Below are 24653 nucleotides of genomic sequence, written 5' to 3' on the forward strand. Positions count from 1 at the left end.
GCAATCCCGTTCAGGCCAGGCACTTGTACTCTCTATCGAACAGGAACTCACTGATTCAGGGAACAGAAAGCCGAGGATGCGTGATCGCGTACGATGACATAGAGCGAAAAATGGTTCTCAAGCTGGTCTATTACGGGCCGGCCATGTCAGGAAAGACCACCAATCTGCTGCAGCTTCACGAGCAGTTGCAGCGGAATGGCCGCGGGGATCTGATGGTGCTCGACACCCGGGATGACCGCACCATCTTCTTTGATCTGCTGCCCTTCTTCCTGGTGGCGCCAAGCGGTCTGAAGATCAAGGTCAAGGTCTATACCGTGCCCGGCCAGGTCAAGCATGACGCCACCCGCAAGGCGGTGCTGCAGCGAGCCGACGGAGTCGCTTTCATCGCCGATTCACAGAATCGTGAACGGGCCAACAACGTCAACAGTTTCAGCAACCTGGAGGACAACCTGGCGCTGGTCGGTCTCGATATCGACACCCTGCCGCTGGTGGTGCAGTACAATAAACGCGACCTTCCCGACATTGTCAGTGAAGAGGAGATTCACAACAGCTGGCAGTCGACCGGCATCCCGGTCTTCTGTGCTTCGGCCCTCAAGGGATGGGGCGTGGTGGAGACTTTCCGCCAGCTGGTTGCCCTGACCTACGCGCGGTTGGACAGCCGTTTTCGCCTGGCGGAGAGACATGGTCTCGATCGGGACGCTTTTGTCGCCGGGCTGGTCAGGCCGCGCGGGCCGCGACCGGTGTCGGTGGACGGGGAGGGGAGGTATGAATGAGTGAACGGGAAAATATTGACTATGTCGTCGGAGAAGAGAAACGGCTCATTGACCTGTTGACCGGTGACGATGTCATGCCGCTGCTGCAGGCCGCCTGTCGTGCCGGAGCCAGCCGGGTTGAAGTGCGGGATGCGGCTCAGGGTACCTTGTGGGATCATGGCCTTTCAGCAGGTTCCGTCGGCAGCGGTACGCTGCCCGGGTTTGTCAGCGCCGCTGAGGAACTGCTGGTCGAAGGCGAGCCGGTCGGAGACGTTCGTCTGCTGGCGCCCGAGAGTTGCGCCGGTGTTCTCAAAACCATCCTGGCATTGGTCGGCGGCGCGCTGAATACGGTGATCACCAGTAACCTGAAGAGGATGCTGACAACGGAAATTCATACCCGGGTCATCAACCAGAGCTACGATGAGCTGCTGGCCATCAACGCCCGGCTGACGGAATCGGAGCGAAATTATCGTGAATTGGCGGAAAACCTTGAAACCAGGGTGCAGCAGCGGACCGCTGAACTGAAGCAGGCCTATGCCGGTCTGGTCGCCCAGCAGCAGATGGCCTCGGTAGGGCGGCTCGCCGCCGGCGTGGCCCATGAAATCAACAACCCGCTCGGTTTTGTGCACAGCAACCTGCACTCGCTGCAGACCTACCTGCAGCGCCTGGTCGAAATGCTGCGGTTCTACCGTGCCCGGTACACCGCCGATGGGGAGACGGTCGCTGAAGCCGAGGCGCTGTGGCGGAAACTTAAACTGGATTTCATCCTGGAGGATCTGGATGATCTTTTCCGGGAGAGCATTGACGGTGCCGAACGCGTCAAATCGATTGTCTCCGATCTGAAGAGTTTTTCGCATATCGACGCCCTCGGGGCGGAAAAGATCGAACTGGATGTCGAAGTCGACCGGGCTCTGGGTCTGCTGGCTCACGAAACCCCGCCCGGAACCAGGATTGTCCGCGACTACCGGACCATCACCCCGGTCACCTGTGTCGGTGGGCAGTTGAGCCAGGTTCTGCTCAACCTGTTGCGCAACGCGCTGCAGAGCCGCAGAGAAGGTCTTCTGCTGGAAGTCGCCACCGGTTTTTCCGGCGATCAGGTCTGGTTGTCGATCGCCGATAACGGCAGCGGCATCCCGGAGGAGCTTCGAAGCCGGGTGTTCGAGCCTTTTTTCACCACCCGCGAGGTCGGCGGCGGCATCGGGCTGGGTTTGACGGTGGTCCACAATATTCTCGAACAGTGGGGGGGGCGGGTCGACATTTCCAGTCGACCCGAAGGTGGAACCCGGGTCGAGGTTTGCTGGCCGCGGGGAGCTGATGATGGCTAGGTATGCCGGGCTGTTCAACGGCGCTCCGTTGCCGACCGCCCTCCCTGGGGAAGAGCAAGGACGTTGTTCTCCGCGCGAAGTCGACTCCGTCCGCGCAAACCGGGACGAGAAGGTCTTCAGGCTGCTGTTTGTCGATGACGAAGAGCCGGTTCTCAAGTCCCTGCAGCGGATCTTTCTTGATGAAAACTATCAGATTGTCACTGCGGCCAGTGCCGAGCAGGCTCTCGAACTGCTTGCTTCCCAGTCTTTTCAGCTGATCATTTCCGATCACCGCATGCCGGGCATGAGCGGCGCCGATCTGCTCAAGGAGGTCAAGCGGCAGTGGCCCGAGATCATCCGCATCATGCTGACCGGACACGCCGATGTGCAGTCCATCATGGGAGCCGTCAACGAAGGGGCGGTCTACAAGTTCATCACCAAACCCTGGAATGACGAGGATCTGCGGCTGACCGTCAGCCTGGCCCTGCAGCAGTACCTGCTGATCCAGGAGAATCGCAACCTGCGGCTCGTCACCCGTGAACAAAAAGAGAAGCTGAAAAAGGTCACTCAGCTGCTGGGAGAAAATCATGCTTTCCTTGGCAACCTGCTGGTTCGCGCCGGCCTGATCGAGGAGGCCGATTTCCAGCAGGCGCTGCATGATCGCAGACCGGATGAATTTATCACCGAGACCCTGGCGCGTCTCGGCCTGGCGAGCGAGAACCGCATTTTCAGAACACTGCAGGAACGGCTTCACCTGGAAGGTCTCGACCTGCGGGAGGTCAGTCTCAGCCGTGAAGTGGTCTGCCTGCTGCCGCGGGAGCTGTGTGAAAAACACTGTATGCTGCCGATTCGGCTTGAAGGCCGGGAGATGGCGCTGGCGCTGGCCGATCCGAGTGATATCTACAAGCTTGATGATCTCTCGCGGATGACCGGATTTAAAATCAGACCGATCGTGGCGCGGGCCAGTGAGGTGCGTCAGCAGCTGCTGGCGGTCTATGGCAGTGTTGATGAGCGTGGTGTTGATTTTGACGGCATTCCCGACCTGGAACCGATCGACGAGGTCGATATTGTCATCGAAGATGAGGACTTCGACGAGAATGTCCAGGAGCTGCTCAACTCCTCCGAGGTCCCGCCGATCATTCGTATTGTCAACGCCATCATCTCCGAGGCGATCCGTTACCGGGCCAGCGACATTCATATCGAACCGAAAACCAAGTACACGGTGGTGCGGATGCGCATTGACGGCATGCTGCACGACAAGATCAGAATTCCGGTCGATCTGCATCCGGCGACGGTTTCCCGGGTCAAGATTCTCGCCCGGCTCGATATTTCAGAGCGCCGCGTCCCGCAGGACGGCAGGATTACCGTCAAGTCGGGAACGCGGATGGTCGATCTGCGGGTTTCGACCATGCCGTCGATCAACGGCGAAAAAGTGGTCATGCGCATCCTCGACAAAAGCTCGTCGGTGAAATCTCTCGACGAGCTGGGGCTGCTCGACAGCGATCTGAAAGCTATCCGCGGGCTGACCCGCAAGCCGCAGGGCATCATCATTGCCACCGGCCCGACCGGCAGCGGCAAGACCACGCTGCTCTACTCGCTGCTTGGTGAGATGCTGGACCGCACGCGGAATTTTGAAACCATCGAGGATCCGGTTGAATATTTTCTCGAAGAGGCCAACCAGGTCCATGTCAGGGAAAAAACCGGTCTCAACTTCGCATCGGTGCTGCGCGCCACCCTGCGCCAGGATCCGGATGTCATCCTGGTCGGCGAGGTTCGTGACCTGGAAACCGCTGATGTCGCCTTCAAGGCGGCCCTGACCGGGCACATGGTTCTCACCACGCTGCACACCAACAGCTCCATCGCCTCCATCACCCGGCTGATCGATATCGGCATCAAGCCCTACCTGATCGGCTCCGCCCTCGAAGGCGTCATCGCTCAGCGGCTGGTCAGAACCCTCTGCCCCCACTGCCGACGCCCCGGTGTTCCCGATCCGGAGGTCAGTGAGATGCTGAGGATTTCTGCGCAACTGTTTCCTGACGGCATCTGGACGGCGGAGGGGTGCCGGCGCTGCAATGACACCGGCTATCTCGGGCGGACCGGGATCTATGAAATCTTCATGATGAATGATGATTACCGTCACCTGGTCAGTGAAGGCTGCCGTGAATCCCAGTTGCTCGAAATGGCACGCACCAACGGTTTTAAAACCCTGCTCGAAGACGGGCTGGAAAAGGTTCGGCGGGGTGTAACCACGCTGGAGGAACTGCTGCGGGTTGTCGGTCCGCAGGTGCGCCATGAACGAACCTGTGAAAACTGTCGCCGGGTGATCGATGTCAAATATCTCTATTGTCCCTATTGCGGCAATTTCAAGCACAACGTCTGCATGCAGTGCAGAATGCCCCTTGAAGACGATTGGAAGATCTGCGTCTCCTGCGGAGCGGAACGGACACTGTCACCCCTGCCGGTGAAGTCACAGCGAAAGGAAAAGTCATGAACGAAGACAGGATCCTGCTGGTCGATGACGAGCCCCATGTTCTCAAGGCCCTGACGCGCTGTCTGCTGGATGACGGCTACCGGATCGAAACGGCGCAGAGCGGTGATGCCGCCCTTGAACTGGCCGCCCGCCGGACCTTCAAGGTCGTTATCTCCGACGAACGGATGCCGGGCATGTGCGGTTCCGAATTTCTCACCCTGCTCAGCCTGCGGGCGCCGCAGACGGTGCGCATCCTGCTGACCGGGCATGCCAGCATCGAGGCGGCGATGTCGGCTGTCAACGAGGGTCAGATCTACCGTTTCCTGGTCAAGCCCTGGGATGATCTCACGCTGCGGCTGGCGGTCCGCAGTGGCATCGAAAAATTTGATCTGGAGATGGAAAACAGGCGATTGCTGGCGATTGTCCGCACTCAGGGTCGACAGCTGGTTGACCTGGAGGAGCGGCATCCCGGTGCCGTCCAGGTCGAACGGGGTCGGGACGGCAGTTACCGGGTGCCGGAGTTGAACGAGGATGAAATCGAGGAAATTCTGCGCGAGTGTGCCGTTGAGACGCGGGGACCGGGATCTGCCGGTTGACTTTGACGCCAGATCATCGAAAATGATCAGAGCAGGTTCCCGAACAACCGCAGCGGAGGGGCCCCCTTGGTTCAGGCGTTTCGTTTCATGCTGTTATTGTTTGTCGGCTGCGCTGTCGCGGGGCATGCCGGCACCGCCGCGGGCGAAATCATTTTCATTCCCGGCACCGGGGACAGTCAGAAACTGCTGCGTGATCTCGGGGAACTCTACGGTGCCCGACAGTCCGACCTGGTCATTATCCCGGAAAGCATCGGCAGCAGCGGAGGGATCAGGCAGGTGCTGCGCGGCAAGGCGGTTCTGGCGCGGGTGGCCCGCCGTCTGACCGCGACTGAACGGGCCGCCGGTCTGCGCTGGAAACAGTTCGCTTTTTCACCGGTGGTCTTTGCCACCCATGTTGATCAGAAGGATGTCAGTAACCTGACCACCGCCCAGGTGGAAGCGGTTTTTTCCGGCGTGATCAGAGACTGGAGCGAACTGGGAGGGGGCGCGGGCAAGATCTATCTTGCCGAAAGGGAAGCCGGCGACTCCTGCCGCCTGGTGCTGGCGGAATTTTCCCCGGTTTTCGACCTTGGACGTCCTCCCGTCGGCAAGATTCTCTATTCGACTTCGGAAATGATTCGTGTTCTCATCCGCCATCGTCAGACGCTCGGCTACCTGCCCCTCTCAGCCACGTTTGGCACATCCATCCGCAGCCTGTCATTGAACGGCGTGAGACCCACCGCCGAGAGCCTGCGGGACGGCAGCTATCCGCTCTGGCTGCCGCTGGCAGTGACCTGGAAGGGAGAATTGAAAGGTCCGGCGCGTCGTTTTGTCGATTTCCTGTTTTCCCCCGCGGCACGCGGCCGGATTAAGGCTTTCGGGCTGGTGCCGGCGAGGCCGTGACCATGCTGGTCTCGATCCGTTCCCGGATGATAGCCTCCCATTTCGGGATGATGCTGCTGGCGATGCTGATCCTCGGACCCTCCAGCTATATGCTGATGAAATACTATCTGCAGCAGCAGCGCAGCGCCGACCTGCAGTTTATCGCCAGGCACGTGGCCGGGATGCTGGACCAGCGACTGCTCGACAGCGGCCAGCGTCTCCGGCAGATTGCCGAGGGGAGGGTGGTCAGAGAGTTTCCGGAAACGGCCCGCCTGGCCGCGGCCGGAGAATATTTCAGCCGCTTCCGGCAGCGTTTTCCGGTGATCGCCTACCTTGACGAAAATGGCTGGGAAGAGGTCAAGGTTGTTGAGGGAAAACGCCTCCCCTATCTTGAAGATCAGTCGTCCAACCCGCTTTTCAAACTGGCCAGAAAACACCCCAACCGGGCCCTGCTCGGGCCGTTGGCACCGGCTCCTGAAAACGGGCAGCCGATGCTGACCCTGATTTACGGGATTCAGCGGTATTTCGGTGATGAATTCGTCGGGGCCCTGTTGGCCCGTATGCCGTTGAGTGAGCTTACCCGCATCCTGGATGACATTGAAGTTGGCAAGAGTGGTTACCTGGTGCTGATTGAGAACAGCGGCCGAATCCTTGCCTATCCCGATCCGCAACGCATTATGCAGCAGCTTCCCAAGTCGGCGTTGAGGGAGAAAGCGGTTCGGTCGGCCCTGAACGGCGATGTCGGCGGCCTGGAAGGTACGGTTCTCGGTGTCCATGGCCTGGTGGCCTACGCTCCCCTGCGTCAGCTTGATGCCAGCCTGATAGTGGTTCTGCCCTATGGTGAGTTTATTGCCGGACCGGTTGAGGTCCGGAATACCATCTTTCTGATCCTGCTCGGCATCTCCCTGCTCGGGGTGCTGGTCGCTATTCTGCTCGCCAACCGGTTGACCCGTCCGATTCTTGATCTGACCGCGGCGGCCCTGCGTATTTCCCATGGGGATTTTTCCGCCCGGCTCAAAGATGACGGAGAAGGGGAAATCAGCGCCCTGGTCAAGGCCTTCAACCGCATGGTGCGGGAGTTGCGCAACTCGACCGTGTCGCGACAGTATTTCGATCGTATTGTCGAACATATGCAGCAGGGACTTCTGCTGGTCGGTCTCGACGGCAAGGTTCACAATGTCAACCGCGCGGCCTGCCGCCTGTTCGGGATGGAGGCGGATGACCTGCTCGGCGTGCCCCTGGAACAGCTGATCGCTGAACCGGGGGCCGACCGGACCGACTGGCTGCAGACCCTGCTGTCGAACCCCGGCGTCAGGGAGAGTGAAAAAGTTCTGCTGACCCCTGACGGCCGGGTGCGTGTCAGGCTGAGCTGGACGGTCCTCGAGGATGGCTCGGGCACCGTCAGGGAAATTGCCTGTCTCTTCTCCCCCGTAGCGGACCAACCCGCGAAAGGGAATTCCTGAATCAGTGAGCACCTTGTCGGCGGATAGCACAAGGGGCTCACTGATTCAGGGAATTGACTTTCATCAAGGAGTGTCGGTCGCGAGCCGGTTATGCTGCATGGTGCCGATGTCTCTTTATTTGAGTCCATCACTGAACAGATTTTATGGGATCCGGATGATTCGAAATTGTCGAAGCCTGTTGTTTGTCGCCGTCGTCCTGCTGCTGAGTGCCGCCTGCGCCCCACCACTGCCGCCACCGGAACTTCCGGCCGGTGTTGATCTCCGGGTCCTCGGCCGGTCGCCTGGGGCGATGCTGCTCCGCTGGTCTCCTGATGGCCGTCTGCTGGCTGTCGCTGGAAAGGGACTCGATATCTATGAACCCGCCGGGTCCATGCGTCGGCACCTGCTGGACGAGCAGGTTTCCGCCATCGCCTGGACGTCTGACAGCAGAACATTGCTGGTTGCGGTCGGCACGGCGATGAGCAGCCGTCTGGAAACCTGGAGCCGTGACGGTCGCAAGCTGTCCGGCCGCGATCTGGACGGATACGCGGCCGACCTGTTGCGGACGAAGAATGGTCTGCTGCTGATCGAGGGACGGATGCAAAATTATCGCTTCGGCAGCAATCTCCGGGTCGTGTTGAAGGAGCTTTCCGACCGGGAGGAGGGGCCGTCCCGGGTTCTCTATGAAAACACCCTGCCACCTGATACGGCCGCCTGGCTTGCGCAACATCCTCGGGCGTTGAGCGGAGCGGTCCTCAACCCGACCGGCGATATGCTCGCCTATTTTCAGTTCCGTGACCCGCCGGCTTTTCCCCCCGCCCAGCAACTGATGGTTCGTCATCTGCCGAGCCGGCGGCAATGGAGCGTGGCGGAGCTGTCTCCTCCGGCCGGCAGTCCGGCTTTTACGCCTGATGGAGAGCGACTCCTGGTGGTTGACGGCAAAGGACGTCTGCTTTCGCTGGATATCTGGGACGGGCAGGCCGAGCCCGTCCCGAATGGACCGGGGCGGGCGGTTGCCGTTGCCCGGTTCGGCAATGCGTCGTTGCTGGCCGGTCGCCTGGCAGTGGCAGGGGAAACCACCGGGGTGGCGGTCAAGGTCGATGTGGCCGCCTTTGATCCCGCCGGACGACAGCTTGCCTGGCTGCGTGCCTCGCAACTGGAAGTCCTCGACCTTGCGGCGGGGATGCCGCCGCAAGGCGGGGACGGGGTGCCGACCGAACGCCTTGAGTCTCTTCATGACTGGCGCGCCCGCGGCCTGATCGATGCCGATGACTACCGTATCCAGCGCCAAAGGATGATGAATCAATGAGGATGCTGCTTACCCTGGTGTTGCTGTTGTCGGCGGTGCCGGTTCTTGCCGCCGACCGGGACTGCCTCGACTGTCATCGCGAGGAAACCCCCGCGGCCGTACGCCAGTGGCAACAGAGCGCCCACGCATCTTCTGGTGTCGGCTGCGCCGATTGCCATGGAGAGGACCATGACCTGATCCTGCAGGGCAAGGCCGTTGTCGGTGCCGAGGTCTGTGGTGCCTGCCACCGGCAGGCGCTGGCGGAGCATCGGCGCAGTCGGCATGGCCAGGGACTCCATTCCGGGTGGGGTTGCACCCGCAACATGCCCGATCGCAACAGCGCCGAGTGCGGTTTCTGCCACCAGGAGGGGAGCAGTCTGCCGGTCAGTACCGTTCACTGCGCCCGCTTTCTTGAACAGAGTGGGGAGATGCGGCAGAACGGCTGCAACCGCTGTCACAGCGTCGAAAACAGTTGTGGCAGCTGTCACGGCAATCATCTGACCGATCTTGCCCTGGTCCGTGATCCGCAGGTCTGCGCCAAGTGTCACATGGGTCCCGATCATCCGCAGTGGGAGATGTGGACCGCCAGCCAGCATGGTCAGATCAATAAAGTTCGCGGCCGCGTCGACGGACCCGATTGCCAGAGCTGTCACCTGGCCGCCGGGGGACACGATGTGTCGCGGGGGATTACCGTCTCACCGGGCGGGAAGCCGTATTCCGAACAAGCGGTCAAGGCTGAGCGCAAGGCGATGCTCGCCGTCTGCGTCAGCTGTCACGCGCGCGGTTTTGCCATGCGGGAGCTGCAGCGCGGTGACCGCATTCGCGAGCAGGCGCGGGCTCTCGTTGACCAGGCCCGGGCCATCATCGAGGATCTCAACGATCGCGGTCTGCTGCGGCCGGGACCGGAAGATCGTCCGGCCCATCCCCTGCGCGGCAGGACGCTGGTTCTGGATGGGCAGATGCTCTACGAGAACATCTCCCACATCGAACGATTGTTCTTCAAAATGCAGAAATATGATTTTGCCCGGACCTGGAAGGGGGCTTATCATCAGAACCCCGACTACACCCACTGGTACGGCAACGCCGAACTGAAAATGGACCTGGTCGATATCCGCAGCGAGGCGGACCGCCTGTTGAATTTCGCCGAGCCGAAAACGGGGACGGCTGAACCGGGGGCCGGGCAGGTTCCGGGGGATCCGACGAAAGAACTGGAACGGCTCAGGAAACGCTTTGATCGCGGCGGCATGAGTGACGAGGCGTATCGGGCCGAAAAACAACACCTGCTTGACAACTGGAGCAGGAACAAGTGAATGTGTGCCGTCTCTAGCCATGATGGCTAGGCCCAGGAATTTGATATGAGTCAAGGTCTTGTCGGACGGTGGGGTTGTAGAGTGCAGCAATGAAGACTGTTGCCGGTCAAACGACATCATTGAGCCGCCGGGAAATCAAGGATCTGCTGGTCCTGATCCGTTTCACCGAAGTTTATTGCGCCGCCAAGCATACTGAGCAGCGGCAGCCGTTGCCGGCTGATCTTGAACTGTCCGGTATCGCCGACCTGCAGCGTTACCGCTTCTGTGCCGACTGCGGTGGTTTTCTTCAGTACGCCATCGAACGACGTCTGCGTTGCCCGCTTGATCCTAAACCGGCCTGCAAGCATTGCCAGGTTCATTGCTATAAAGCGGAGATGCGCGAGAAGGTTCGCGAGGTGATGCGGTTTTCCGGGCCCGCCCTGATCAAGCGCGGGCGGCTGGATCTTCTTTGGCATTATTTCTTCTGAACCCACAGTTACAGTTTAACCTGAATCAGGTTTATCCCCTGTCAACCCCGTTCAAGGAGTTTCCACGATGATTCGAGAAGTTGTGAAAATTGATGAAGAAAAATGCAACGGCTGTGGTGAATGCGTGCCCGCCTGCGCCGAGGGGGCCATCCAGATCATCGACGGCAAGGCGAAGCTGCTGGCCGACAATCTCTGTGACGGCCTCGGCGCCTGCTTGGGAGAGTGCCCGATGGATGCTATCAGCATCGAGCAGCGCGAAGCCGACGAGTTTGATGAGGAAGCCGTTGAGGCCCACCTTGGCAAGACCGCTCCCGTGGCTCACGCTCCGACCGGCGGTTGCCCGTCGGCGGCGGTGAAAAGTTTTGCGTCGTCCGCGGAGCCGGCGACCACTGAGGCTCCGAGCCGACCGTCACAATTGCGCCAATGGCCGGTCGAGCTGCAGCTGGTTCCGCCGACCGCGCCCTTCCTGCAGGGGGCGGATGTCCTGCTGGCTGCCGATTGCGTTCCTTTTGCCTACGCTGACTTTCACAAGGATTTTCTCGCTGGTAAAGCTCTGCTGGTGGCCTGTCCGAAGCTGGATGACACCGTTCCCTACCTCGACAAGTTGACCACCATGCTGCAGCAGAGCCATCTCCGCAGCCTGACGGTGATTCACATGGAGGTCCCCTGTTGTGGGGGGCTGGTTGCCCTGGCCCGCCAGGCGATAGCCGCCAGTGGTGTCGAGGTCCCGTTCGAGACCATCAAAATCGGCATCCAGGGAGATCGTCTCGACTGAAACCTGATTCAGGTGAAAGGGTTGTAGTGACGAACCGGAATTTTCCGTCGCGGGAAAATCTTCGATTCACGAAAGGGGCGCTGATCGGGTAATATTCTGAAGCGGTGAGTTCATCATCACTGCAGAATAGGGTCGCAGCAAAGGAGAGAACATGGATCAGCTTGACCAGATCGCCGCCCTGATCGCCTTGACCATGGGCGCCGCCTGGGCCAGCGGCATCAACCTGTATGCCGCCATCCTGATGCTCGGCCTGCTCGGTTCATCCGGCAACCTGGCCCTGCCGCCCAATCTTGAAATTCTGACCAATCCGCTGGTGATTTTTGCTGCCGGGGCCATGTACCTGGTCGAGTTTTTCGCCGACAAGGTGCCTGGAGTCGACAACACCTGGGATGCCCTGCATACTTTTATCCGTATCCCCGCCGGGTCCGCCCTGGCGGCCGGCGCCGTCGGCAATCTCGATCCGGCGGTCGGTCTGGCAGCCGCCATCGTCGGTGGCGGACTGGCCGCGGGAACCCATGCGGCCAAGGCCGGAACCAGGGTGTTGATCAATACCTCGCCCGAGCCTTTTTCCAACTGGGCGGCTTCAATCGGTGAGGATGTCGTTGTGGTGACCGGCCTGTGGACGGCGCTGCATTATCCGTGGCTTTTTATCGCTCTGCTGATCGTTTTTGTCCTGTTGCTGATCTGGCTGCTGCCGAAGCTCTGGAGCGGCATCCGGATGGTCTTGTCCCGGTTGGCCAGCCTGTTTCGGGGCGGGGACAGCAATCCGCCCGCTCCCGGCTCGGGTCCTCCGGTGAGTCCTCCTCATTCGTCCTGAGATCATGTCGTTGCCTCTTTTTGACCCCGCCGTGGTGCCTTCCGGAGTACCTGTTCGCGGCAACCGTTTTTCGCGCTGGTTCGGACGCCTGCTGATGCGTCTCGGCGGCTGGCGCATCGAGGGCCGTTTTCCCGACGCGCCGAAAATGCAGATTATTGTCGTGCCGCATACCTCCAACTGGGATTTCGTTGTCGGCATCCAGGCGGTTATCGCGCTCGGCATTGATGCCCACTGGCTGGCCAAGCACACCCTGTTCGAATCCTGTCTCGGCCCGGTGCTGCGCCGGCTCGGCGGCATCCCCGTCAATCGGCAGGCTCCCCGGGGAGCGGTTGAACAGATCGTTGAACTGTTCAACACCCGCCCCGCCCTGATGCTGGCCATCACCCCGGAAGGAACGCGCCGCAAGGTTCAGCACTGGAAGAGCGGTTTCTACCGCATTGCCTGGCGGGCCGGGGTTCCCCTGGTGCCGGTTTTCATCGATTATCGCCGCAAGGTCATCGGTATTCTGCCGCCCCATCCGCTCAGCGGGGACTATGATGCCGACCTTCCCGTCATTCGCAAGCTGTTCGCCGACGTCACCCCGAAACGTCCTTCCTGTTTTCAGAAGCCGGGTTGATACCGTCATCACAATAAAGCTTTCTCCGCCATCCGCCGATAAGGTCTATACCTGAATCAGTGAGCACCTTGTCGGCGGATAGCACCCGTCATTGATCTGCCTGAGTTTCCCAAAAATCACCAGTGAACCTATGGGGGCGCTTCAGATTTTTGGAAATCTCACTCAGATCAAACACTTGCACCCTCTCTTCAGCAGGAACTCACTGATTCAGGCTATACAGACCTGTCAGGGGGCATTATGGAGATTGTCAAGTGGCGCGCAGAGTACGCGACCCTGGTGGCGGAGTTTGATGAAGAGCACAAGCAGATCGTGCGATTGATCAATGAGCTTTACAACGGCCTGAAGGAAGAACAGGCAGAGGAGGTTGTGAAGGATGCTCTGCAGGAGCTGGTCGAATACACGCATTTTCATTTCGATCATGAAGAGCGGCTGATGAGGCGTTTTCTCTATCCCGGCTATACCGAACAGAAACGTCAGCACGATTCCTTCCGCAGCACTATCAATGATGTCAACGCCATGGTCGAGCAGGGGGTGACCGGGATGGGGCTTCCCCTGCTGCAGATGTTGCGTGAATGGCTTGTGACACACATCCTTGAAGTCGACAAGAAGTATGGAACCTTTTTTCGGGACAAGGGCTTTGGTTGAGTTCTGATGCGGGGCGGACTGATGGTTTCCAGAATTTATCCCGGGGACAGACTGTGAAACAGCGCCAGGTGGTCATGCTGGTCGATGAAAGCCGTTTTTTTATCGACGTCATGCGTCAGTTTTTACGTTATTCACACGTCAAGATTCTTTCCCTCGCGGATCCGCAGATGTTGCCCGAGGTGGTCGTCGAGAAGCGGCCGGACCTGATCTTCCTCGATCGTGGAGCGCCCGGACTGGAGGGTATTCACCTCTGCGCCCGGATGAAGTCGGAGCCCGGGTCGGCAGGGATTCCGCTGGTTATGCTCGCCGAAAACGGAAACGTGCGAGAACGGGATCTCTGTCTCAAGGCCGGCTGCGACGGCTTGTTGACCAAGCCCATTGATCGCAAGGCTTTTCTGGCCATGGGGCGACGCTTTCTGCCGGGGATCGAACGCCGCCAGGAGCGGGTTCTGTGCCACGTCACGGTCTTTTATCGGACCCTCAGTCATCAATATTACGGCCACACGGTCGACATCAGTACCGGCGGCATGTTTATCGAGACTCCTGTCCTGCCGGCTGTCGATGAGCGGCTTCGACTTTCCTTCAATATTCCCGGCGTTGCCGATATGACAGTGGATTTTGAAGCCCGCGTGGTCTGGCTCAACCGATCGGAAAAACCGGCCAGGATCAGTTTTCCGACCGGTTTCGGGGTTGAATTCATCGATCCCAGCCCTCGCGCCCGGAGTCTGATCCGTCAATTTGTCGAGGAACACAGTCCCCGCCAGACGCTGATCCGGGAAAATCAGTGGACTCAGTCCCGGCCGCATCTCCCGCCGCGCGGGGAAACTCACCAATGTTGAAACCGGTCGAGAGTCTTTTCCGGGTGCTGTTGCGCGGTGCCTGTCGCGAACAATTCTGAAGCTTCGGGTCCACTGCGTCGGCCGTCTGCTCCGTCGCCTGTCCATGTCCTTTCTCCCCGGTTGTCGGAAAAACTGACACTTTGCGGCTGATCCTGGTTTTTCCGGAAAATCCCCCCGTTTCAACGTCGAAAAATTTTACAAACCCGTTGTTCTTCTGTCTTGTCTTTAAAAAATACCCTGAAAACAGCTAGTTGTGTCCTGGTATGACACTTGCTTTTTATCGTTGGCAATGGGACGTAACTCTATTTGCGTCTTGCCGTTTTCAAAGTGTTTGAGTTGCTAGATGGTGAAGTAAATACGTATAATCATTAATGTCTGTTCTGATATTCTTTGATTGTGCGTAACATAATTATTGTAAAAAATGACCCATAACGATCTTGTTGTGTTTGTAAAAATGACAAGTCTTATGGGTTTTTGCGTCAAGTATTTATTGTGATCTGTAAAATACTTAATGTTGCGGTTGCATAATCAGTATTAGTCGTTATAATTCAATTCCATTTGCCATGAAAAGGTTTGGTAAAAAGGTTTTCGGGATCAGAGATCGCTTGAGTTTCTGGAATATTCAGTTCGGTTGTGGCGGCATTTGCCGCCGGGGTCAGACAGACTCCGTTTTCAATGATGGTTCGTCTGTATTTTCGGTTGTTGTGTCGTGTTGTAGAGAAGTTCAGGCCAGGTGAATTGCCGATCCCGGAGTACGTTGACTGATCGGTTGTTCCTACAGGTCCAAAGGGGGGAGCATGGCCTTTCGGAAACCTTTCATTTTGACGCTGGTGGTCTTTCTGCTGCTTGCCTGCGGGCAGCAGAGCAAGGAACAGTTGCTGCAGACCGGTGTTGAGCAGATGGCGCAAGGCAATGTGCGTGGTGCCATTGTTCTGTTCAGGAACGCTCTCGAAAAAGACGCCAACTTTTGTGCCGCCCGCTACCAGTTGGCCTCTGCCTACCTGAAAATCGGGAAATTCGATAAGGCCGAGAAGGAGCTCAGCAAGGTTGACCGGCAAAATCCGAATTTTCCCGACCTGCCCCTCAAGTTCGCCAGTCTCTACAACCGGACCAATCGTCCGAAACTTGCCATCCAGGCGTTGAAGGATTTTCACGCCGATCATCCGCAGACGTCGGAAAGTCTCGACCTGCTCGGCCGCGCTCACGCGGTTGCGGGAGATTATGCGCGTGCGGAAAACTATTTCCGCCAGGCTCTGACCCTTGATCCGAACAACAATTCAGCCGCTCTTCACCTCGCCGGAAGTTTATGGAAAATGCAGCAGCCGGAACGCTCCCGGCAACTGTTGCAGGATCTTGCCGCCCGTTCCCCCGATTTCGAACCTGCCTGGCAGATGCTCGGCGATCTTGAAATCCGGACCGGCCATCCCGCCCGTGCCCTTGAGGTTTACCGCCAGTACGCAACCACCCTGAAAGCGGATGCCGGCAGCCTTTTCATGCTCGGTATCCTGGAGCTGCAGGCGGGTGAACGGGGGGCGGCAAAAAAAGTGATCGGCGAATTGTCAAAAAGGTTTTCCCGAGATTATCGAACTGCGCTGCTGAACGGGTTGTTGCTCTACCGGCAGGAGAGGTACGACGATGCCGCACTCGATTTCTCCCGTTCACTGCAACAACGAAAAACCCCGCTGGCCACCTGTTTTCTCGGACTCAGTCAGTTGCAGCAGGGCAAGCTTGAGCAGGCCGTCAGCAGCTTTCAGCAGGTTCTGAACCTGACCCCGGAATCGCAGCAGGCCCGCATTCTTCTGGCCATGACGTTTCTGCGCCAGAAACGGGTTGACGATGCTATCGATCAACTGCGTGCCACCCTTGAGAAATTTCCGGATAACGCCTGGGCCTACAATATTCTCGGCAGCGCGCTGATCGCCAGGGGAGAATTTCAGGCTGGGCTGGAAGCATTGGATGCTGCCCTGAGGATCGACCCGGAACTGGCCGAGGCTCATTTGAAAAAGGGTCTGTTCATGGTGGCCCGCGGTCAGGAAGACGAGGGTGGGGCAGAGCTTGTCAGGGCGGTTGCGGTGTCGCCCGATACCCTCGACAGTCGTCTGCTGCTGGGACAGTATTATCTGCGCCAGGAGAATTTTTCCGAGGCGGAAAAGGTTCTCGCTGCCGGCCTGCGGCAGAATCCCCGGGACGCGCTGATTTACAACGCGCTTTCCGCTGTTGCTTTTGCGCGCGGGAACAGTGGGCAGGGTGTTGACCTGCTGCGGAAGGCGATCGTCTCCAACCCCGATTTCGCCACCCCCTATCTCAATCTGGCCCGCTACTATTTTTCCTCCCGCCTGAACGAAAAAGCCGAACAGGTTCTTCGCCGGCTGCTCGAAAAAGTTCCCCGGCAGCGCCAGGGGACCATGCAGCTCGGCCTGTTGCTGGAGATGCGCGGTGATGAAGAGGCTGCACGAGATCTTTATCAGACGGTTGCCGATGACGGTTGGCCGGAAGGATTTGTCGCCCTGGCGCAACTCCGTGTCGGTCACCGGGACCGGGCCGGCGCGATACGGATTCTTGCCAAGGCCCCTCTGCGGGGACGTGCCGATCTTCCCGGGCAGGCGATGCTCGCGCGGCTCTACCTGGAGATCGGACAATCCGATTCCGCGATTCAGGTGTTTCACGCGATGGAGGCTCTGGTTCCAGGAAGCGGTTATCCGCAAATTGTCAGGTTGTGGCTGGCGGACGGTCAGAAGGGGCGGGCGTTTGATCTCGCTGATCGGGTTGTTCGCGACAATCCGGACAGCCCCTACGGTTATGTTCTGAAAAGTCGCATCCATCTGTTCCTTGGTGACGCGAAGGCTGCCGGGCGGGATATCGCCGCCGGGCTGGAGGCTGTTCCCGGCAATCTGGTCTTGCGGATGAAGGCGGCGGAGATGCTTGGACGGGACGGGGATGAACCCGCGGCATTTCGCGAATATGAGGCCCTCTGGAAACAGCAGCCCGATTTCATCCCGGCCGGATTTGCCGTCGCCGCCTACAACGATCAGCACGGTCGCAAAAAAAGCGCTCTGGAACTCTATCGTAAAATTCTGGAACGGTCTCCGAACTATACCCCTGTGCTCAATAACCTCGCCTACCTGCTGGTCAACAATTATGACAATGATCGCGAGGCGTTCGACCTGGTGCTGCGTGCTTATCGAAACGAGCCGCAGAACCCGGCGGTGCTGGACACACTTGGTTACGTTCTGCTGAAAAAGGGGCAGGTGAAAGAGTCGATTGCCGTTCTTGAGAAAGCGTATCGAACCGATGCGGAGAACAAAACCATCGGTCTGCATCTGGCGGACGCCTACCGTACTGCCGGGAATTACGTTCAGGCACGAAATATTCTGCGGCCGCTGGCCGCGGATGAAAAATTCGCCGAGGTCGGCGAGGTGAGGAAAATGCTGGCGCAGCTTGAGAAGGCTCAATGAATTCAATGACGGTTATCAACGCGGATTCCCGCGGGTTGCGGAAATATTCCGCGACGGAAGGTACGGGGGCACTATGAAGAAGCCGAATCTTATTCTGGCAGGTGGAGATTTTCTCCTGGCGGCACTTATTCCGGCATTGGTGGGGATGTTTCTCGCCATGCGATCGGGGGGCGGCATGCCGGTGTCTTTTTCGCACGGCCTGGGCCAGAGCCTGGTTTTCGGGTTGGCGGTCGTTTTTTCCACCTACTTTGCCGAACTCTACCGGGGGGACCGACGGTTCAGGTGGAAAGAGACCTGTGTCCGGATCCTGATCGCCGGTCTGATGGCGTTTCTGATCCTGCTGCTCTTCTATGCCGTGACTCCCCAGTCGCAGTGGCTGCCGGGGCAGCTTGTCCTGGTGCTGGCCGGTGTCGGTCTGGCCCAGCTTCTGTGGCACTACCGATACCCGATTCTTTTGCGCTTCCCCTGGATATCCCAGAACGTGATGGTTCTCGGGACCGGGGCCCGCGCCCGTGAAGTGGCCGGTTTGATCGACGGTGAGCAGAACCCGTTTGTTTTCAAGGGCTATATTCACCCGGAAAATGTTGTTGATGAGAGCGCTGAAGAAAGTGTCTGTTGCAAGATGGAGAAGCTGAAGGAGCTGATTCGCCGCAACCAGGTGAAAAAGCTGGTTCTTGCCCTGACCGAAAGACGGGGCGTGCTGCCGGTCGGCGATATTCTCTGGTGTAAATTGCACGGTGTCGAGGTTATCGACTCGGTCACCTTCTATGAAAAGGTGACCGGTAAGTTGAAACTTGAGGATATCACCCCGAGCTGGTTCATCTTCTCCGACGGGTTCTGCGTCACCCGCTACGTGCTGTGGCAGAAACGCATGTTTTCGATCCTGCTTTCAGGAGTCGGGATCCTGCTGGCACTGCCGATCTTCCCCCTGGTGGCGCTCCTGATCAAGCTCGAGTCCCCGGGGCCGGTTTTCTTCTGCCAGGAGCGGGTCGGATTCGGCGGCCGGGTTTTCCGAACCTTCAAGTTCCGCACCATGCGCCAGGATGCCGAACAGGAGACCGGAGCGGTCTGGGCGCAGAGCAATGACCCGAGAATTACCCGTGTCGGCCGCTTCCTGCGAAAATCCCGTATCGATGAAATTCCCCAGTTGTTCAATGTCTTCAAGGGGGATATGAGCTTTGTCGGTCCCCGTCCGGAGCGGCCCGAGTTTGTCGCCATGCTCACCCGCAAGATTCCCTACTATGGCAGCCGGCATGCCGTCAAGCCGGGTCTGACCGGTTGGGCCCAGGTCAAGTATCCCTACGGGGCATCGGTCGAAGACGCCCTGGAAAAGCTTCGCTACGATCTTTATTACATCAAGAATTATTCGCCGTTTCTTGACATCGTCATCGTTCTGGAGACGGTCAAGGTGGTCCTTTTCGCCCGTGGGAGCCGATAGTCATGAAACGATTATTCACATTCCTGTCCTGCATGTTGCTGACGTTCCTCGTCGTCGCCGCACCGGCCCTTGCGGGAGACTACCTTATCGGCGACGGGGATGTGTTGTCCATCTCGGTCTGGGGAGTTGAAAACCTCAGTAGTGACGTGGTGGTGCGTCCGGACGGGAAAATATCGATTCCGGCCGCGGGTGATGTCGAAGCGTCGGGTCTTTCTCCTACGCAACTGGGAAAAGAGCTGGAGAAAAAACTTTCAGCGCTGGTCAAAAAACCGTTGGTCACAGTGACCGTCAACACGGTGACCAACAACCGGGTTTACGTTTCCGGGGGAGGAGTGCCGGCCGAGGTGGTTCAGCTGCCGGGACGGACCTCGCTTTTCAAGTTTCTCTGTCGTTTCGGTGACCTGACCGGCGCGGATTTGAAACGTGCCTGGCTGATGCGTGACGGGAAACGGGTGCCGGTAGCGATGGATGCCCTGTTTGTCGACGGGGATCTGTCCCAGGACCTGGTCCTGCAGCCCGAAGACATCCTGTTTATTCCTCCCAACGAGATAAACAAGGTTTATGTCGTCGGCGCGGTCAAGGAGCCGAAGTTCATCATTTACCGGCCCGGGCTTAAAGTGCTCGACGCCATCCTTGAGGCCGGTGGATTTTCGGACTATGCCGACCGCAGCAGGGTGGATGTGCTGCGCAGCAATTCGGCCCGGCTGGGAGACAAGGCCAATGCCATCGAGGTCAATATCAAAGATCTTATCGACAACCGCCGTTTCGATCTGAATCTGGCCCTTAAACCGGGTGACTATGTCACGGTCAAGGAAAGCATGTTCTGAGCCATGAAAGAACTTTTTCGCTATCTTGAAATGATTTATGAGCGCCGGACGCTGTTCGTCCTGACGACGATCCTCGCCACCGTTGTTTTCATCTGCGGCAGTTATCTTCTGCCCCGTAAGTACGAGGCAGACAGTACTGTTTTTATTGAAAAAAGTGTGATCAACAACCTGGTCAAGGGATTGGCGATCACGCCGGATATGGATGACCGGATCCGGGTTCTCAAATACGCGCTGCTGAGTCGCGGCCTGATCACCCGGGTCCTGAAAGACCTGGATATGGATACGCTCCATCCGGATGCCGGGGATTTTCAGGGACTGGTTTCAAGCCTGCAGGTGCGGACCAAGATCGAGGTGAAGGGAAAAGACCTGTTTACCGTATCACTGGTCGACCGGGACCCGAAGTTCGCCCAGCAGTATGTCAATCGTCTTGTCAGCGCCTATGTCGAGGAGAACCTCTCGGGGAAACGAGAGGAAACCTACGGCGCCAACCGGTTTCTGCAGGATCAGCTGACCCATTTCAAGAAAAAGCTGGATACCGCGGAGGACGCGATTATCGCCTTCCGGAAAAAACAGGGGATCTTTCTCTCCCAGGATGAAGCCGGCAGCCTTGCCGATCTCAAGGATTATCAGAAACAGATCGAGCAGATCGGCATTCAGCTCAACACTCTCAAGGCCAGGAAAACCAAACTGGCGGGACAGATGCGCAGCCTGGAGCCGACCATCGCGGTCTTCAGCGAAAAACAGCGTGATGACCGGATCAGTTTCCTGGAGGCACGGCTGCAGCAGCTGTTGTTGACCTATACCGAAAATTACCCGGATGTCGTGCGCCTGAAGGCGGAGATGGAAGATCTGAAAGCCCGGGACGCGATTGTAGACGTCAAGGAACCGGTCAAGTCGCAAATGATGGTCAGCAACCCGGTCTACCAGGATGTTCAGCAGAAAATGCTGGCCATTGAGGCTGAAATCGGCGCCTTGACCAGCCATCGAAAAAGCCTGCGGAAGATCATCGCCGACCGCAAGGCCGCCCTGCAGAATGTCCCGGTGAGCAGGAAAAAACTGGCGGTCTTGACCCAGGAACGGGATTCCTACCGGAAAATTTACCAGGAGCTGCTGCTGCGGCTCGGCCAGGCCGAGGTTTCGAAGCAGATGGAGATCGGTGACAAGGCCACCACGTTCAGGATTGTCGATCCGGCCTATCTGCCGACCCGACCGATTTTCCCCAATCGGATCAAGATGATCTTGCTGGCGGTCTGTGCCGCAATCGGCGTCGGTGCCGGGCTGGTGATTCTGCTTGAGAGCCTGAAAGGAGCGATTCGCTCAGCCGATGAGCTGACCCTTGCCGGGCTGCCGATCATCGGCGTGATCCCGATCATTGTCGACAGTGAGTCGCAGACGGCCCTGGTTCGCGGCAACAGGATACTGGGTATGGTGGTCGTTCTTTATTTTGCCGGAATCGCGACCGTTCTGGCCTGTGAAATGTTTCTTCCCCGGGGTTGAAGAAAGGCGCGGATGTTATGAGTCGAATCGACAGGGCCATCGAGATTGCCGCCGACATTCAGGCACGCAGGGTTCCCGAGTCCGCCGGCAGCAGGGTCGCCGCGGAACGGACCGCGGATCGGGTGGGTTGCTATCCGGTGGTTGCTCCGATTCAGGTTGAATCCGAGTGGCTGGTCGCGCTGCATCAGCCGAACGGGGTCGTTGCCGAAGAATACAAGAAACTGATGACCCAGATCCTGCAGACGATGAGCGAGGGAGCGTGTCGGAACAGCCTGCTGATCACCAGTTCCGTGACCGGCGAAGGGAAATCCCTGACCGCGGCCAACCTGGCGCTTTCCCTGGCGCGGCAACTTGATCACAGCGTGCTGCTGATTGATGCCGACCTGCGGCGGCCTCACCTGCATGAAGTCTTCGGTATCAGGCAGAGTCCGGGGCTGGTGGAATGTCTCGCCGGGGAGGCTGATCTTGCCGAGGCCATGGTACACACCGGGCTTGGCAAACTGGCCATCCTGCCGGCCGGTACGCCCTCCGCCAACCCCCAGGAACTGATTTCCTCCCACCAGATGAAAGCATTCGTCGAAGAGATCAAACAGCGCTACCGGGACCGTTACGTGGTGTTCGACAGCCCGCCGGTGCTTCCCTTCGCCGACGCGACGATTCTCGGACCGCTGGTGGACGGCGTTCTCTACGTGGTGCGGGAGAAAGTGGCCAATATCGTCGAGGTTAGGGAGGGACTGGAGCAGCTGCGGGGAAGCCAGATCCTGGGAACGGTCTACAACTGTGCCGCAAGCCTGAAACGTCCGGGGTATGGAGGCTATGGCTATTGACATGAAACGATCCGGTTGCCGCTGGGGACTGTTTCTGGGCTGCCTGATGACGGCTGTCATCGGCGTGCTGCCGGACAGCACGGCCGAGGCCCGCATGTCGGTGGCCTCCAGCATCACCCTGCGCGAGGAATACACCGACAATGTTTTTCTCGACCCGTTTCGTGAGCAGGACGATCTGATCAGCACCCTTGCCCCGTCTTTGATCCTGGGGCTGGACAATCGGCTGGTGACCGGGGAGCTGACCTATGGACTCGAATTCAGGAAATATCTGGATCACGACGGCCTGGACGAAACCGCTCTGAAGGATATTCAGCGCGGCCAGATGGACCTGATACTGTTGCCGACGGGAGATTTTTCCATCCTCGCCCATGGCATTATTGACCGGGTTGTGATCGATGACCGTCGTGAAATCTCCGACCGCACCAGCCTGGTGAACAAGACCAACCGTTCCCTGGTCAGGCTTCGGCCCCAGTATCGGCGCAACTTCACGCCGACCCTGACGGGGGAACTGGCCTTCCCTTTCGACAAGACCAGGTATGAATCGTCCGCCGGGGACGATACCCAGGGATATGGTGTCGAGTTGCTGATCGAGAAGAGCCTGAGCCCGCGGCTGAACAGTGACCTGAAAGGGATCTGGAGCCGGCAGAAGGCCGACCTGACCGAGGACTACAAACGTCTTGACCTGACGCTCGGCTGTCGTTGGAATCCCAATCCGGTTTGGGGGCTGAGTGCCCGGGGAGGCGCCATTCAACTCGATTATGACCATCGTGACGCCGCCGTCTACGGTCTGGGAACGCTGGAGTTGACCTTTGGCGAGTCGAAACCATGGCAGCTGGTTCTGCTCGGCAGCCAGGACTATCTGCAGTCTGCCGATGACGGCCTGAAAAGAAGACGCAACGCTGAACTGAGACTGGTGCGGGAGGCTCGGCTGAGCGGCGAGCTGGTTTTTTACCAGCTGCTCGACAATTTCCAGGCGGTCGACCGGGAAGACCGCTATTACGGTGGCCGGATGCAGGTCGGTTACCATTTCAGCCGAGCCCTGGAAGGCAGTCTCAGGGGACATTACCGGTACCAGAAATATCTGCCCGAAAATGAACGCGGTCATCGTTATGGCGGCGGCGGTGAACTTGCCTTTTCGGGGAAGATCTATCGCGTCGCCGTCGGCTATACCTACACGGAGAACACGTCGTCAATTTCAACCAACAGTTACCGTGAAAACCTGGTTTACCTGGAAGGCAGCCTGACGTTCGGAACCCGTCCCCCGGCCCGTGGAGAGAAATGATGTATGAGCAGTTTTTTCACCTGCAGTGCAAGCCCTTTGAACTGGTGCCCAATCCGGCTTTTTTCTACCTCAGCCGGACCCATCGCAAAGCGCTCAGTTATCTCGAATACGGCATTCGGGAACGGGCCGGTTTCGTGTTGTTGACGGGAGAAGTCGGTTCCGGCAAGACCACCCTGATTCACAATATTCTCAGTCGGCTTGAGGGGGAAATCGTCACCGCGCGGGTGTTCAACACCCGTGTCGATCCGACCCAGTTGCTGACCATGATCAACGAGGACTTCGGGCTGTCGGTTGAGAACCGGCAGAAAATCGACCTGTTGCGTGATCTCAACGAATTCCTGGTTTCTCAGTACGCTGAACGCCGGCAACCGGTGTTGATCATTGACGAGGCGCAGAATCTGTCTCCCGACAGTCTCGAAGAAATACGCCTGCTTTCCAACCTGGAGGCGGTCGACCGAAAATTGCTGCAGATCGTTCTGGTCGGCCAGCCTGAGCTGAAGACCATCATCCGCCGTCCCGAACTCAGGCAATTGCGCCAGCGGATCAACATCAGCTGTCACCTCGGACCGCTCAACGAGAAGGAAACGGAAGAATATTTTTTCCACCGGCTGGAGTGCGCCGGCAACGCCGCCGCGGTCACCCTGCCGGGCGGTGCCTTCAGCCGCATTCATCGGCGTACCGACGGGTTGCCGCGTCTGGTGAATATTGTCGGGGATTATCTGTTGCTGGCCGCCTTTACCGAGGGGGACGCCGATCTCAACATCGAACTGATCGACGAGGTTCTTGCCGACCTGGCGGACGGTGTGACTTTTGCCGGTTCCTGCGAGTGTGTTGCCGGAACGGTTGATGCCGATGACTGTCATAACCGCCTGAACACCCTGGAAAAAATGATTGGAAAGTCGGAGAACGCTGACAGGGAGCGGGGCTCGATTCAGGAAAGATTGCTGAAACACGAAAATATCCTTCGCAAGGTCATCTCCGGGCAACGGGAACAGCTGGCCGGACTGCACACCGAGCTGGAAAAAGTCTGTCTGCGCATGGAAGGAATCGAGGACCGGCTCGACCGGGTGCTGAAACTCCAGGACCGGGAACGGGGCGCGCACAAGGATCGTGCCCGGACATTACTGGCCAAATTAAGCGGTTGA

General features: G+C 58.5%; 21 protein-coding genes. All 21 read left to right on the forward strand.

Annotated elements, in window-relative coordinates; translation table 11 throughout:
- Positions 1 to 80 precede the first annotated feature (80 nt).
- The 21 genes from B5V00_RS00430 to B5V00_RS00530 all read left to right on the forward strand — a co-directional run bounded on the left by B5V00_RS00430 (position 81) and on the right by B5V00_RS00530 (position 24653).
- Positions 81 to 773 (forward strand): GTP-binding protein, encoded by a 693-nt coding sequence (locus B5V00_RS00430; RefSeq protein WP_085008378.1) that lies wholly within the window; start codon positions 81 to 83, stop codon positions 771 to 773.
- Complete coding sequence (locus B5V00_RS00435) at positions 770 to 2077, forward strand: sensor histidine kinase (RefSeq protein ID WP_085008380.1); 1308 nt, start codon at positions 770 to 772, stop codon at positions 2075 to 2077. The genes B5V00_RS00430 and B5V00_RS00435 overlap by 4 nt, the downstream gene beginning before the upstream one ends.
- On the forward strand, positions 2067 to 4547 hold the full coding sequence (locus B5V00_RS00440; protein WP_245803880.1) for an ATPase, T2SS/T4P/T4SS family: 2481 nt from the start codon (positions 2067 to 2069) through the stop codon (positions 4545 to 4547). The genes B5V00_RS00435 and B5V00_RS00440 overlap by 11 nt, the downstream gene beginning before the upstream one ends.
- Positions 4544 to 5122 (forward strand): response regulator, encoded by a 579-nt coding sequence (locus B5V00_RS00445; protein WP_085008384.1) that lies wholly within the window; start codon positions 4544 to 4546, stop codon positions 5120 to 5122. Before B5V00_RS00440 ends, B5V00_RS00445 begins: the two co-directional genes overlap by 4 nt.
- A gap of 87 nt (positions 5123 to 5209) precedes the next feature.
- Entirely contained in the window at positions 5210 to 6004 is a 795-nt protein-coding gene (locus tag B5V00_RS00450) for a substrate-binding domain-containing protein (protein WP_139800601.1), read from the forward strand.
- Positions 6005 to 6006: 2 nt separating this feature from the next.
- Positions 6007 to 7446, forward strand: a complete 1440-nt coding sequence (locus B5V00_RS00455; protein ID WP_085008387.1) for a HAMP domain-containing protein — start codon at positions 6007 to 6009, stop codon at positions 7444 to 7446.
- Positions 7447 to 7600: 154 nt separating this feature from the next.
- Positions 7601 to 8734: an alpha/beta hydrolase gene (locus B5V00_RS00460; RefSeq protein ID WP_139800603.1), complete on the forward strand. Its 1134-nt coding sequence runs from the start codon at positions 7601 to 7603 to the stop codon at positions 8732 to 8734.
- Positions 8731 to 10023: a multiheme c-type cytochrome gene (locus tag B5V00_RS00465; RefSeq protein WP_085008391.1), complete on the forward strand. Its 1293-nt coding sequence runs from the start codon at positions 8731 to 8733 to the stop codon at positions 10021 to 10023. Before B5V00_RS00460 ends, B5V00_RS00465 begins: the two co-directional genes overlap by 4 nt.
- Positions 10024 to 10112: 89 nt before the next feature.
- Positions 10113 to 10490 carry a nitrous oxide-stimulated promoter family protein gene (locus tag B5V00_RS00470; protein WP_085008393.1) on the forward strand — a complete coding sequence of 126 codons (378 nt, stop codon included), beginning with the start codon at positions 10113 to 10115 and terminating at the stop codon, positions 10488 to 10490.
- A 67-nt stretch (positions 10491 to 10557) separates the two neighbouring features.
- Positions 10558 to 11265, forward strand: a complete 708-nt coding sequence (locus tag B5V00_RS00475; RefSeq protein ID WP_085008395.1) for an ATP-binding protein — start codon at positions 10558 to 10560, stop codon at positions 11263 to 11265.
- 151 nt (positions 11266 to 11416) lie between these two features.
- Positions 11417 to 12082, forward strand: coding sequence for a DUF4126 domain-containing protein (locus B5V00_RS00480; RefSeq protein WP_085008397.1), 666 nt, complete (start codon positions 11417 to 11419; stop codon positions 12080 to 12082).
- A gap of 4 nt (positions 12083 to 12086) precedes the next feature.
- A complete protein-coding gene (locus B5V00_RS00485; RefSeq protein ID WP_085008398.1) occupies positions 12087 to 12698 on the forward strand; it encodes a lysophospholipid acyltransferase family protein in 612 nt (203 codons plus the stop codon).
- Between the two features lie 237 nt (positions 12699 to 12935).
- Complete coding sequence (locus tag B5V00_RS00490; protein ID WP_085008400.1) at positions 12936 to 13343, forward strand: bacteriohemerythrin; 408 nt, start codon at positions 12936 to 12938, stop codon at positions 13341 to 13343.
- 53 nt (positions 13344 to 13396) lie between these two features.
- The gene (locus B5V00_RS00495; protein ID WP_085008403.1) at positions 13397 to 14182 is read left to right on the forward strand and encodes a PilZ domain-containing protein; all 786 of its coding nucleotides are present in this window, start codon (positions 13397 to 13399) and stop codon (positions 14180 to 14182) included.
- 797 nt (positions 14183 to 14979) lie between these two features.
- Entirely contained in the window at positions 14980 to 17637 is a 2658-nt protein-coding gene (gene prsT, locus B5V00_RS00500; RefSeq protein WP_085008405.1) for an XrtA/PEP-CTERM system TPR-repeat protein PrsT, read from the forward strand.
- A gap of 73 nt (positions 17638 to 17710) precedes the next feature.
- Entirely contained in the window at positions 17711 to 19075 is a 1365-nt protein-coding gene (locus tag B5V00_RS00505) for a TIGR03013 family XrtA/PEP-CTERM system glycosyltransferase (protein WP_085008407.1), read from the forward strand.
- 2 nt (positions 19076 to 19077) lie between these two features.
- On the forward strand, positions 19078 to 19902 hold the full coding sequence (locus tag B5V00_RS00510) for a polysaccharide biosynthesis/export family protein (protein ID WP_085008409.1): 825 nt from the start codon (positions 19078 to 19080) through the stop codon (positions 19900 to 19902).
- 3 nt (positions 19903 to 19905) lie between these two features.
- Positions 19906 to 21399, forward strand: coding sequence for an XrtA system polysaccharide chain length determinant (locus tag B5V00_RS00515; protein ID WP_085008411.1), 1494 nt, complete (start codon positions 19906 to 19908; stop codon positions 21397 to 21399).
- A 17-nt stretch (positions 21400 to 21416) separates the two neighbouring features.
- Positions 21417 to 22226, forward strand: a complete 810-nt coding sequence (locus B5V00_RS00520; RefSeq protein ID WP_085008413.1) for a polysaccharide biosynthesis tyrosine autokinase — start codon at positions 21417 to 21419, stop codon at positions 22224 to 22226.
- A 1-nt stretch (position 22227) separates the two neighbouring features.
- Entirely contained in the window at positions 22228 to 23508 is a 1281-nt protein-coding gene (locus tag B5V00_RS00525) for a porin family protein (protein WP_085008415.1), read from the forward strand.
- A complete protein-coding gene (locus B5V00_RS00530; RefSeq protein WP_085008417.1) occupies positions 23508 to 24653 on the forward strand; it encodes an XrtA/PEP-CTERM system-associated ATPase in 1146 nt (381 codons plus the stop codon). Before B5V00_RS00525 ends, B5V00_RS00530 begins: the two co-directional genes overlap by 1 nt.

The organism is Geothermobacter hydrogeniphilus (assembly GCF_002093115.1).
Taxonomy (GTDB): Bacteria; Desulfobacterota; Desulfuromonadia; order Desulfuromonadales; family Geothermobacteraceae; genus Geothermobacter_A; species Geothermobacter_A hydrogeniphilus.